The organism is Rathayibacter agropyri (assembly GCF_013249015.1).
In the GTDB taxonomy this organism is placed as follows: Bacteria; Actinomycetota; Actinomycetes; order Actinomycetales; family Microbacteriaceae; genus Rathayibacter; species Rathayibacter agropyri.
Genome location: NZ_JABRPL010000001.1, coordinates 1,180,715 through 1,192,474, shown reverse-complemented (window position 1 = coordinate 1,192,474; position 11,760 = coordinate 1,180,715). Strand labels below are relative to the sequence as shown.

The window sequence follows — 11,760 nt, the reverse complement described above, 5'->3', positions numbered from 1 at the left end:
TCGGCACCAGCGCAGTCACTCCCCGGAAAAGACCTTTCCATGGACAACATGATGACAACACACGCGCAGCCAACCGGAACATCTCCTCTATCCGTTCGGCGGTCGAAAGATGCATCGCTCACTGGAAGAACTGGAAGATCCTTAAGACCGGCTATCGCGGACGCCTTTCAGAACTTCCCAACCTCATTCGTACGGTCACCCGCCTCGAACTTTATCGACTCGGCTGGTAAACAACCTTATGAATAACGCTCTTAGACACCTTCTTGCGGTGCGCTCCGGTCTGGTTCGGATCAGCCCGGCGGAGCGAGGTTGGAGGGGTTTTAGGAGGGGATCGCTACGTCAGAGCTTCGCGCCCGTCTCCGGGTCGCGATTGCCGAACATGCCCGCGGTTTCATTCTTAATCATCTCGCGGACCGCTACCTGCCTCGCAGCGTCAGCAGCGGCAATCACCTCCGCGGTCGGGAAATCCGGGTCGCCAGCGACATCGACCAGGGCTGCGAGAACCAGCTCATCTCGCTCGCCGTCAGTCAGGAAACGAGTAGCGGCCTGCCTCTCCAAGTACCAGCGAGCGAGCGACTCCTTGTCCCAGTCGTCCAGCTCTACCTCCAACACGTTTTGCCAGCTGCCGTCGGTGAGACTGCTTATCGTCAGGTCCGCGCCGGTCTTCTGCAGTGCGGTCTTTAGGCTGACGGCCACCTCGAAGCCATCGTCGGAGGTCGGGTATGCGTCATCGGCCTCGTCGTCGAGGTCATCGGGTTCAGTCGTCGCGTCAGTCATGCGACGAATCTATCGCCCGGCTCCGACATCGGCGTCCGTTGGCCGCTCCGCGGTCGTGCCGGGGCGGCCCAGCGTTGGGCGCTGAGCGAGCACGCCGGGTTCCGAAGCCACCGGCCTGCCTGCGCCGCGCCTGCTCCTCCCTGGCGCCAGCGGCGGGCTAGGAGCCGTTGGGCGCCCTGAACATTGCCCGCCGATGCTCGGCCGCGCTCAGCGGGCGCCGCACCGTTGACGTCGGGTCGGAGCCATCGGCCGTCCCGGTGTACTCGGTCGCCTCCTCGCGCTCGGCAGCAGTGACCCGCTGGAAAGGTGCCTTGCCGGCCCGGCCGTCAAAATATCTGCCCCATCGTTCTCTCCTCTGTTCGGTATGCCCGAAGGCTACCTGTCCGCCTAGTTTTCGTTATTACCCATTGCAACGCCGCGGTATTGCACTCTTGACTTATCCCAATTGGCATTGGAAAGGCGCTCCGATCAAGCGGGGGAGGTTAGCGGCGGGTTAAAGTAGCGCTATCCGATCAGGAAAGGAGGCGCCTTAATGCCGACAGGTCGTCCACCCAAGAACTACGTCCCTCTGCGGTCTTCCATTCCGCCCGAAATGGACGAAGCGCTCGATGCTTTCGTCGCGGCTACCGGCCTGGCGAAGGCCTCGCTGATTCGTAGCGCGTTGGCCGAGAAGCTGGTTGAGCTCAACCTCCTTCCGTCCCACCCGTCCATCCCACTCGCCCTCACCACCCGTTCCACCAACGATTAGGAAGGTTCGACAATGAGTACTCAGTACGTGACCCCACGACAGTTCCGAGGTGGCCCCGCTTCCGACGACCTCCCGACCGAGATCTCCAACGACCTCGCCGACCACATCACCGGCAGCTCGCGGAGTCGAGTTCACGCCGACCTGCCCGCGTACCCCGGGACCGAAGGGTCGTCGCTCGCTCGTGACCTCAAGCGCAAGCACGTCCCCGTCGCCCAGCGGGCGGCGCAGGAGCTGAAGGCCGCGCTCAGCCACGCGGAGGAGGCCCTCCTCGCCGTCATCGAGCAGCACGAGGCTCGCACCGAGCGGCACGACCGCTTGCAGGCGTACGCGAAACAGAAGGGCAACCGCACCATCGGTGGCTCGTTCGCGGGCGGAGCGGGACGATGATCGCCTTCCCGCGTGGCAACTTCGACGAGGTGCGCTCAGCGGTCCGCGACCAGCCGTACGCCAACGCCAAGGCCGAGCGCGACGCCATCAAGCACGTCGACCAGCTGGTCTTCGACGAGGTCCGCTCCCACGAACGCGAGCTGGTCCGAGAGTGGCAGTGGGCTGTCACCGATCTGACGACGACGATCCAGACCGCTGAGCACCTCGCCGACAAGCTCCAGAACGAGATCACCGGACCGTTCGTCAACGCGTCCTGGACCGAGAAGCCCGTCGACATCGGCGGGGCCGTCGCGCGGTACAACGTCTTCTTCCAGCAGGTGCAGGACGCCCTCGCGCAGCTCGCCAAGAAGGAGAGCGATATGTCCTGGAGGGCCGAGAAGCTCCGCGACCCGTACAACGACCTGGCGAACCTGCGCAACAAGTTCTTCTCCGGCAACCAGCGATTCGAGACCCGGCAGAGCTGGGTCGACGGGCAGGGGTTGAACCGCGCCGGTTCCGTCGACGTCACCACCGCCGTGGCCCCCATCGCCTCTCGGACGCCCGGACCGTCGCCGACGCTGTAAGTCACCGCACATGCAGAACGGCCCCAGAGCGGAAGGAAGACTCTGGGGCCGTTCTAGGACACGCATCAACAGACAGGAAGGAACACCGTGAACACCCTTAGTCTACCCTTTTCTCCCATACAAGTATTGTTCGCGCACTGGGAAAGAGCCCTTGAAGGTTCTGCAGAGCCCGAGTGGAAGCCGGACCCCGTGAACACGCCCATGCGGCTGTTGTCGCCGGTGGAGTTCGCCTCATTGCGCGTCCGGCTCCGGTGCGACGCTCAGGACCTCCAGCCCACCTCGCACGGCCCTGTCACCGATGCCGCGTTGCGTGTCGGACTGTGGGAGGCAATGGGCAAGCGCTTCAGCGGCTACAAGCTGGCGCAGGAGCTACAGCACTTCTTCAGCAGCCGCGGCCTCGTCGCCCTGGAGCCCTGGCGCGGGTGGGACATGCTCCGGGCCATCGACGCCACCGCCGACCTGCACGGCGTCGAGCTGTGGCTGGACGCGGAAGCCATCGAGCCCGACTGGAATCGATTCCGCGAGATGCGCCTGTCAGAGCGCCTGGCGGAGGTCACCGAGCGGCACCGAGCCCATCCGAGGTAAGGTTTACTCGTCCGGCTAGATCGGGCGGCACGGAACCAGTAGCAAACATTCGAAACTGTAGAAGAGCCCAGCAGGGCAACAACTGAACACTCCACTACATCTGCCAGCGCTTCCGCGTGGCGCTCACACCTCCGGACAACGAGTAAGCCGGACTACAGGTCGAGCGACAAGCTGCCGCGGCTGAGGATGGAACGGCATTCACCCGGTCCCTTGTGACCTAGGGCGTACGAGACGAGTGGGAACTACCTATCCAACACGGATGGGCGTTCCTCAGTCCGTGCGCTTTTCGCATTTAACGGGAACGTCCTCCACTTGCCTCGGAGGAACCCGCCATGAGCACCACCAAGCCGCAAGAGGTCTACCGCCTCTCGGAAGCACCAACCCACCCGCTCGCAGCCCAGTACCGGATCAGCAAGCGGCAGTTCGAGCGAGCAGTCCAGGCAGGGCGGATTAGCTACGCCCGGCCCGGTGGGCTCTACATCCTCTTCACCGACGAGGACATCACCGAGTTCATCTTGGGCTCGCGCACCCACGTTGTGAAGCCGTGAGCGCGCCGGCATCGCCCGAGCTGCAGAAATACGTCATCGCCCTCGGAGCGGAGCAGACGGGCGAGAACCAGTGGCAGGCGCGTTGCCCGAACCGGGACCACGACGACGTCAATGCGTCCTTCGGATTCAAGAAGGGCAACAAGTTTGCAGTTGTCGCGAACTGCCTCGGTTGCGACGACTGGCCAGCGGTCCGGGCGGGTCTTGTCGTGCTCGGACTCACGACTTGCGGAGTGCTCGGACGAGGGACGGTCGGGAAGGCGTCGGCTCGCAAGATTCAGCCCACTCCCGTTGTCGCCCCGCCGCCGCCCCTGGACGACCAGGAGAAGCCGCACGACTGGCACCGACTCCTGATGAGTCGCCACACGAAGCCGCTCGCCTTCCTCCAGAACGAGCGCGGGTTGTCCGAAGACACCATCGAGCGCTTCAAGCTCGGCTTCAACGGCGAACGCATCACCATCCCCATCGGCATCGAGGGCCAGTACGTCAACGCGAAGCTCTACAAGATCGGCGGGCAGGGCAAGAACAAGATGCTGCAGATCGAGGGCCACGGTTCGCCCGCGGTCCTGTACCCGCTCGAAGTCCTCGCCACCTCCACCGCTCCCGTGATCCTTTGCGAGGGCGAGATGGACGCGCTGAAGACGTTGCAGGAAAGCGGTGGTCAGTTCCTCGCGCTCACCGGTACTGGCGGCGCACACAACCCTCCGCGCGACCTGTCGCCGCTGGCTGGCCGGGAGGTGTTCGTCGCGTACGACGCCGACGACGCGGGCCGCAAGGGCGCCCAGAAGGTCCGGGAGCGCCTGGTCAAGGCGGGCGCCACCGCACACATCCTCGACTTGACCCGACTCGGCCTGACCTACAGCGAGAACCACGGCGAGGACCTGACCAACTACTGGATGAATCACGGCGGGACCGTCGGGACTCTCGTGGCCGAAATCGAGCGTCTGCGTAAGGCGAATGACGAGGACGACGAAGAGGACGACATAACCGACCCGGTGCTGGCGGCGATGGAGGCGGCGTTCCTCAGCGTCGGTGAGGTGCGCAACGACTCCTTCGCGAGCTTGGTGTCGGAGGAGGAGATGCTGACGCGCCCTCCGCTGGAGTACATCGTGGAGCCGTTCGTGCCGCGGGGCATGCACACGGTCATGTTCGGGGCGCCGGGCTCGTTCAAGACCTTCGCCATGCAGGACCTCGCCAGCCGTGTCCGCACGGGCATGCCCTTCCACGACGCCCAGCACCCCACAGTGCGCGGCGCCGTCCTCCTGCTGGAAGCGGAGGGGCTCCAGCAGTTTCAGGCGCGCACCCTCGCATGGCGGCAGTACTACGAGCCCGAGGACATGGCCGCGATCCGCTTCCTGGACGAGCCGCTCGACCTGTCGTCGCCGGAAGGTGCCGCCAACCTCGTACGGACACTCCTGCTCATGGAGGAGGCGACCGGCGAGAAAGTCGAGTTGGTGGCCGTCGACCCCGCCGCGCTGTACATGGCCGGCTCCGAGAACGAGGACGGCAACTTCGGCCTCGCGGTGGGGCTCAACGCCGTCGCAAAGTACCTCGACATCGGCGTCCTGCTGATTGTGCACACGAACGCTTCCGGCGAGCGCGCCCGCGGTACGGACCACTTCCGCATGCTGTCCGGCTCGTACATCCGCGTCGAGAAGCTGGAGGGCGGCCAGGTCGGGATGGTGCAGGAGAAGGTCAAGAACGCCGAGCCCCGCGCGCTGGTGTTCTACCCGGAGCCCGCCGCGGGTTCGGTGGTGCTGAAGGCGGAGGAGTGCCTGACCGCGGCGCAGTACAACGCGCGCAAGTTCGCCGCGCAATCCACCGAGCGCGCCAAGGCCAAGCTCAGCGAGAGCCGCAGCCACAACGCCGTCAAGACCGACAAGGCGAGCGAGATGATCCTCGACCTCGTCCGTGAGCAGCCCGGACTCACCATGAACAAGGTTTTGGAAGCGCTCCGCGGCAACGGCATAGGTAGCGCGAATCTCAACGCCACTCGCGAGAACCTCATCGCCCAGGGGCAGCTGATCATCCGCATCGGACCGAAATCGGCGCAGCTGCACTACCTCCCGGACGCCGCTCCGCCACCAGATATGAGCGGATAAACGACCGAACCGCACCGAACCCCATCGAACCCGGTTCGGACGACGAGAGTACCGAACCCCGGCCTACGTAGTAGTAGCCGGGGGTTCGGTACTCGTCTCGGCCGAATCAAGCACTTATCGAAGAAGTCCAAAGAAGGAGTTATGACGATGACCACAGACAAGACCAGAAGCTCTGCCAAGCGCACCCGCCCCCTTACACGGCAGAAGCCCTTACACGACTCGGAAGGCAACGAGGAACTGAACAGCGCTGACCTTGCACCCATGCGCCAGTGCACCGCGATGAGCAAGCGGAGCGGGGAGCAGTGCAAGAACTACGTGGGCGTTGGCCTTCGCACGTGCCGAATGCATGGCTCGGCCACGCGCCGGTCGAAGACAGCTGCCGCCAAGCGCATCGCCCAGGCGGCAGGCTACGCAGCCGACCTGCTCGCGGAGCTCATGGCGGACCCGGAGGTCCAGACGAAGGAGCGCGCGCAGATTGCACAAGACTTCCTCAACCGAGCGGGGCTCAACGGCAAGCGTGAGCTGGAGGTCAAGATCAGCAAGTGGGACGAGGTGTCCGCCGACATCGTGATCGACGTCGAGAATCTCGGCCCAGCCCCGACGTTCGCCTACGAGGACATCGTGGACGCCGACGAGGTGGACGACGAGTGGACGGAGGAGCAGGCCTACCACCGCCGCAACCACACCCCGGCTCGGACCGACGCGTCCGACCCGGCTCCGCCTCGGCGGAAGGTGCCGCGGCGCCGGTCGGGCAACGTCCCACCGAAGATGCAGGCGAGCGGCGACGCGCCGCGGCAACCGGGGCCGGTGCAGTCGAAGCCGGGCACGGTCGCGCCGCCGGAGCACCCGCCCGTCGACCAGGACCCGAGAGCCCGGGAGGCGGACAGCCCGCGGAAGCGTCCGAGGGTCGCCGCCCGTCGCCAGAAGCGGTGACGCGAGGGCCAGCGGCGGGACCTACCCGTCGACCGCGACGCGGGCAGGTGCGCCGCTGGCCCAGAACCCACCCATACGCCCACGCGAACCCCAGGGGCGCCCTCCGGGGTGAGCTGAGAGATTCTCTGGCCAGAGAATCGGATGTCTGACCGGGAGTTTTGAAGCCATGGGCGGCAGGCGAGAGTAACCCGAACGCTGACGGACGTCACCGTTCCGAAACCAAGGAGAAACCCGTGTCTACGAACTACGAAGTCGCCCTCGACGTTCTCGCCTACTGCCCCGATTCCTACGAGGCGTTCGTCGGCGCCCACGACTACAACGTCGACGCGGCTACGGACGCGCTCATCTCCGGGGCTGTCGCCGCGGGCTGGTTCCTCGACCCGGCCGACGCGGCTGTGGCCGTGGAACCCGCTACCCGCCCGCTCGTCCGCGAGGTCTTGGCCTACGCCTTCGCGTCTGCGGTGCTCTGATGCGGCTCCTGGCCTACCTCCGCGTGAGCAAGGTGTCCAAGCGTGGCGAGCGCCTCGGCCTGGAGGCACAGCGCGCCGCGATCCTTTCCGCCGCCGAGCGCAACGGGTGGGAGATCGTGGGGTGGTACGAGGACGACGGGGTGTCGGGCAAGAGCACCGACCGCCCCGGCCTGCAGTCCGCCCTCACTACCCTCCGGTCGCGGAAGGGTCGAGTGGCGGACGGCCTCGTCGCCGCCAAGCTCGACCGGCTGTCCCGTTCGGTCATGGACTTCGGCGAGCTGCTCGACCTGTCGCGACGGCAGCGGTGGTCCATCGCCGTCCTCGACCTGGACCTCGACACCAGCACCGCCACGGGTCGGATGCTCGCGCGGATCGTCGCGAACATCGCCCAGTGGGAGCGGGAGATGATCGGCGAGCGGACGAAGGCCGCGCTGGCCGTGAAGCGCGCCGACGGCGTCCAGCTCGGGAAGCCTTCCACCGTGCCCGCCGACGTGGCCGCGCTCATCCTCTCCCGCAAGGCGCAGGGCGTGCCCCTGTCCGGCATCGCCCGCCTGCTCAACGCGGAAGGCGTGCCCACCCCTGGCGGCTCGGCCCGCTGGTCGCACGTCGCCGTCGGCCGCGTCGTACAGCGCGCTGCCCTCGCTGAGGAGGCTGCCTGATGGCGAACGTTCGACAGGTCAACCGCAAGGTTGGGACTGCCTACGAAGTCCGATGGCGGGACGGCAACGGCGGGTTCAAGCAGCGGACATTCACCGTGAAGCGCGAGGCCGAGCGCTTCGCTCTCAAGGTGGAGTCCGAGCTAGAACGTGGTGCGAGCACCGAGCCGCTGGTGAAGAACTCGAAAACCGTCGCCGAGGTGGTCGCCGCGTCGTTGGCTGCAAGCAAGCCGGAGCTGAAACCGCGCACGTACCGGTCAGCCGAGCTGCTCTATTCAGGTCGGGTGCTGCCCCGGTTCGGGAAGCGGCGCATTGCCACGCTCACCCGCGCCGACGTGCAGGCCTGGGTTGGGGACCTGCATGCCGAGGGGCTGGCGCCGATGACGGTGCACCACTGCTACGTGGCGCTCCGGAAGGTCTGTAAGCACGCCCTCCACGACCGGCTCATCTCCTACAACCCCTGCGACGGGGTGAAGCTGCCGAAGAACCACGACGCCGGACAGTTCGCTCCAACCTTCCTCGCGACGGCTCAGGTCGAAGCGCTCGCCGGGAAGCTGGCCGACTCGGCGCCGTACGACATGCTGGTCCGCTTCGCCGCCTATACCGGCCTTCGGGCGGGCGAGCTGGCTGGGCTCCGCGTCCAAGACGTCAACCTCGCCCGCGGCCACGTGCAGGTTCGCCAGACGATGCAGCACGTCGCGGGGGAGTGGGTAGCCGGCACGCCCAAGTCGAAGCGCTCGACCCGCGACGTCCCGCTGATGCACAGCGGCCTGATCGCGGACCTGTGCCGGTACCTCCTCCAGCACCCGCACTCCGGCGACCCCTCAGCGCTGTTCTGGCCGGGGCGGGCGGTCGGCGGGCGGCGCCGCCCGGACTACTCGCGGGTCATGGACAACGCGAGCTTCCGCCGGAACTACTTCCGTCCCGCGCTCGCCGCCGCGAAGCTGCCCGACATGCGCGTGCACGACCTCCGCCACACGGCCGCATCCCTCTGGCTGGCCGCGGGGTTCCAGCCGTACGAGGTGAGCCGGTGGCTTGGCCACTCGAACGTGACCACAACGGACACGATCTACGCCCACCTCTACGCCACCGACTACACCTCCCACGTTGCCCGTTTTGACGCCTTCGTTGCGCTCGATCGCGACCTCCGACGGGAGCTGTCGCCGGACGCGCGTAACCTTGACGTCTTGACCTCGGAAGGCCTCGCATGACTCTCGAACAAACCCAGGCTGCAACTCGGAAGCGGCACGGCCAGCACTACACACCCGCACTCCTCGCAAACTTCTTGGCACGGCGGCTTCTGGCGACCCTGAGCCTAGAAGGGCCAGTACTTCGCGTGCTCGATCCTGCATGCGGTGACGGTGAGCTACTGCTTGCGATGGCGCGCTCTTTCGAGCAGAGGGGGCACGAGGTAAGCCTTCAACTGGTCGGTTACGACATCGACGAAGTTGCAATTGCAGTCGCGAGGGAGCGCGCAGCGGCTCTTGGAGTTGATGCGACCTTTGAATGCCGAGACTTCCTGCTTGCCTCCGATGAGCTGCCTTCTGCAAGCTTCGATGCGATCATTACAAATCCCCCTTATGTGCGAACACAGCAACTTGGGGCCGCAACGACGCAGGTGCTCGCTGAAAAGTATGGACTTACCGGACGAATTGATCTTACTCATCCCTTCGTCTCGATCGCTCCGCGACTACTGAATGACAACGGCGCGCTCGCATTGCTTTGTTCCAATCGCTTCTTGTCGACGAAGGCAGGTGCGAACGTCCGTGCCGTTTTTGAGACACATCTCACACCACTGGAACTGTACGACCTCGGGGACACCAAAATGTTCGGCGCAGCAGTTCTGCCCGCGGTAGTCATCGCCGTGCAGAAAGACTTGAAAGAGTCCACTCCTGTGGGCCTCTACATGACGGCGTACGAGTCATCCGCTTCCTCCGACGGCCCGGATTTATTCGACGTGCTCAATGCTCGGGGGCGCGGCATGGCAACTTGGGATGGTCGGACCTTTGAGGTACGCGCGGGCACGCTCCAGCAAGGCGCTCAGGGTTCCGTTCCCTGGAGAATGGGTGGCACCGAGGAAAAGGTCTGGTTTGACGCGCTGTCAGTAGGCACCTGGAAGACGTTCGGTGAAATTGCCAAAATCCGCGTGGGGATTAAGACGACGGCCGACTCCGTGTTCATCAGCGACCGTTGGAGGGAAATGCCAGAGGCGGAAATGCCGGAAGAAGACCTGTTGCTGCCGCTGACAACCCACCACAACATCACGATGTGGCAATTCAAGCCGGGGAGGCTGTCCGTACTTTATCCATACCACCTCGACCAGGAGCGCCGCACTGTTGTTGACATGGCGCACTATCCGAGGGCGATGTCCTACTTGGAAGCTCATAGAGAGCGCCTGGAAGGACGCAAGTACGTGCTTGACGGCGGGCGGCAGTGGTACGAGATTTGGGTACCTCAGAAACCTGCCCAGTGGGCTCGGCCAAAACTTGTATTCCCCGACATTAGTGAACTTCCAAAGTTCGCGTTCGACCGCTCTGGTGCAGTTGTGAACGGAGACTGCTACTGGATCTCCGTGGATGACATCGGTAGCGAGGATCTCGCTATGTTGATGCTTGGTGTTGCCAACTCCACTACGGCGATAAGGTTCTACGACCACGTTTGTGGTAATAAATTGTACTCGAATCGACGGCGTTGGATTTCCCAATACGTCAGTCGCTTTCCTGTACCGAATCCGACTACCCCTGAGTCGGTCGACATAATCCGTTTGGTCAAGTCTCTAGTTGATTCCGGCGGTTCCGTCACGCAAGAGGTGCTCGATGAGCTTGATCGACTAGTAGAGGCTGCGTTCGACACCCAGCTCGTGGCAAGCGATTCGCTCTTCTAGCTTCTATAGAAGTTCGATGGCAGTCGTAGCTGGAGTTTTGAGTTTGACACGCGACCTCCGAATTGTTGATACTCGGTGAAAAACTCGGCACCCGTCGTCAGCACTAAGGATGTAACGGTGAAGCTGACTGGGCTATCGCGTTCTCCGTAGAAGATGGCATAACGCACATCTCTTGCTGCCAGCCGTCCGTCTAGGGAGGCGATTGGGGTATTGGAGCTTGGGAGCTCAAGGCCCAAGTCGACCGTTCGAGCCAGTTGCAATTTAACCTCGACGACTTGGGAAAGGATGTCTGGGAATTGTCCATTGTCGGCGAAGTTTGCTAGTCCAAGTGCTTGACATGCCGCCCGATGGACCACCTCTCCGCGCAAGCGTTCCTGGGTGAGCCCAGGATCAGCAAAGGTCGCCCCGATTAGGGTCAGTAGGGCGTCATAGACTGCCGCGATCGACAGCACCTTACCCGGCAGGGGACGAGCTACTGGTGATACCCCCTCGGTAGTGGTCAGAGACGCACTGGGTTGAAGTGTTGAGTTGAAGTGGAAGGTGTCCTGGCGTGAAACCAACTTTGATGCGCCATCTCCAAGCCGGGCGGCTTGGAACTTACTGGTGAGGGTTCCAGTGGTGTCGTATGCGGTGAGGTCCGCCCCAGCAATAACGCGTACTGCGTGCACGATCCCCGCACTGTCTAGCCCGATGACCACATATCGGCGAGCCGCGTCCAGCTCAGCGTTCCAAACTTGAAGATTGTTCGCCTGCTGCACGTAGACATCCAGGTTGGGATGCGGAAGGCGAGGTTGTGTCTTCTGGAAACTGAGGGGCGCTAGGTACCCGAGAGTCTCGGCGACCACAGTCTTCGCTACCTTCGAGCGAGTGCGTACTGGCAAATCAGCCAGATCTTCTGAGTCGACGAGAGCGGAGCTGAGTATCGCCTCTAGCTGCTCCGGACTGAAGTACGTCGGATCTTCAGCGAGGGCGGCTGGCTCGTAGAGGGAGGGCCGCCTGTCTCGGACCGCCTCACGAACGCGGATGGCTTCAGATAGGTCTTTGCGGCTATGCACGCCTCAGTGTGGCAGAGCGAGGGGTTTTGGAGGGGTTGTTACCCATCGGAGCCCC

General features: G+C 64.1%; 14 protein-coding genes. 12 read left to right on the top strand and 2 right to left on the bottom strand.

Translation table 11 applies throughout. The annotated features are described in order from the left end of the window. On the top strand, positions 1–230 hold a 230-nt coding region (locus HRF29_RS05575; RefSeq protein ID WP_222929593.1), incomplete at its 5' end, for a transposase family protein. Between the two features lie 109 nt (positions 231–339). On the opposite strand, the gene HRF29_RS05570 is transcribed toward HRF29_RS05575, so the two are convergent. Next, positions 340–777, bottom strand: coding sequence for a hypothetical protein (locus HRF29_RS05570; RefSeq protein ID WP_173245719.1), 438 nt, complete (start codon positions 775–777; stop codon positions 340–342). A 532-nt stretch (positions 778–1,309) separates the two neighbouring features. On the opposite strand from HRF29_RS05570, the gene HRF29_RS05565 reads away from it, so the two are divergent. From HRF29_RS05565 to HRF29_RS05515, 11 genes are all read left to right on the top strand, one after another. Further along, entirely contained in the window at positions 1,310–1,525 is a 216-nt protein-coding gene (locus HRF29_RS05565) for a ribbon-helix-helix domain-containing protein (RefSeq protein WP_173245716.1), read from the top strand. Positions 1,526–1,537: 12 nt separating this feature from the next. Then, positions 1,538–1,912: a hypothetical protein gene (locus tag HRF29_RS05560; RefSeq protein ID WP_173245713.1), complete on the top strand. Its 375-nt coding sequence runs from the start codon at positions 1,538–1,540 to the stop codon at positions 1,910–1,912. Continuing rightward, positions 1,909–2,475, top strand: coding sequence for a hypothetical protein (locus HRF29_RS05555; RefSeq protein WP_173245710.1), 567 nt, complete (start codon positions 1,909–1,911; stop codon positions 2,473–2,475). The genes HRF29_RS05560 and HRF29_RS05555 overlap by 4 nt, the downstream gene beginning before the upstream one ends. Positions 2,476–2,664: 189 nt before the next feature. Then, on the top strand, positions 2,665–3,060 hold the full coding sequence (locus HRF29_RS05550) for a hypothetical protein (protein ID WP_173245707.1): 396 nt from the start codon (positions 2,665–2,667) through the stop codon (positions 3,058–3,060). A 332-nt stretch (positions 3,061–3,392) separates the two neighbouring features. Further along, a complete protein-coding gene (locus tag HRF29_RS05545) occupies positions 3,393–3,608 on the top strand; it encodes a hypothetical protein (protein ID WP_173245703.1) in 216 nt (71 codons plus the stop codon). Beyond that, the gene (locus HRF29_RS05540; protein WP_173245700.1) at positions 3,605–5,707 is read left to right on the top strand and encodes an AAA family ATPase; all 2,103 of its coding nucleotides are present in this window, start codon (positions 3,605–3,607) and stop codon (positions 5,705–5,707) included. Before HRF29_RS05545 ends, HRF29_RS05540 begins: the two co-directional genes overlap by 4 nt. A gap of 261 nt (positions 5,708–5,968) precedes the next feature. Next, the gene (locus HRF29_RS05535; RefSeq protein ID WP_173245697.1) at positions 5,969–6,640 is read left to right on the top strand and encodes a hypothetical protein; all 672 of its coding nucleotides are present in this window, start codon (positions 5,969–5,971) and stop codon (positions 6,638–6,640) included. 233 nt (positions 6,641–6,873) lie between these two features. Further along, positions 6,874–7,110: a hypothetical protein gene (locus tag HRF29_RS05530; protein WP_173245694.1), complete on the top strand. Its 237-nt coding sequence runs from the start codon at positions 6,874–6,876 to the stop codon at positions 7,108–7,110. Further along, positions 7,110–7,769: a recombinase family protein gene (locus tag HRF29_RS05525; RefSeq protein ID WP_173245691.1), complete on the top strand. Its 660-nt coding sequence runs from the start codon at positions 7,110–7,112 to the stop codon at positions 7,767–7,769. The genes HRF29_RS05530 and HRF29_RS05525 overlap by 1 nt, the downstream gene beginning before the upstream one ends. Continuing rightward, entirely contained in the window at positions 7,769–8,977 is a 1,209-nt protein-coding gene (locus HRF29_RS05520) for a tyrosine-type recombinase/integrase (RefSeq protein ID WP_173245688.1), read from the top strand. The genes HRF29_RS05525 and HRF29_RS05520 overlap by 1 nt, the downstream gene beginning before the upstream one ends. After that, complete coding sequence (locus tag HRF29_RS05515) at positions 8,974–10,650, top strand: Eco57I restriction-modification methylase domain-containing protein (protein ID WP_173245685.1); 1,677 nt, start codon at positions 8,974–8,976, stop codon at positions 10,648–10,650. The genes HRF29_RS05520 and HRF29_RS05515 overlap by 4 nt, the downstream gene beginning before the upstream one ends. Here HRF29_RS05515 and HRF29_RS05510 read toward each other — a convergent pair. After that, a complete protein-coding gene (locus HRF29_RS05510) occupies positions 10,647–11,408 on the bottom strand; it encodes a hypothetical protein (RefSeq protein ID WP_187698115.1) in 762 nt (253 codons plus the stop codon). The two genes, HRF29_RS05515 and HRF29_RS05510, sit on opposite strands and share 4 nt — an antisense overlap. Between the last annotated feature and the right edge of the window lie 352 nt (positions 11,409–11,760).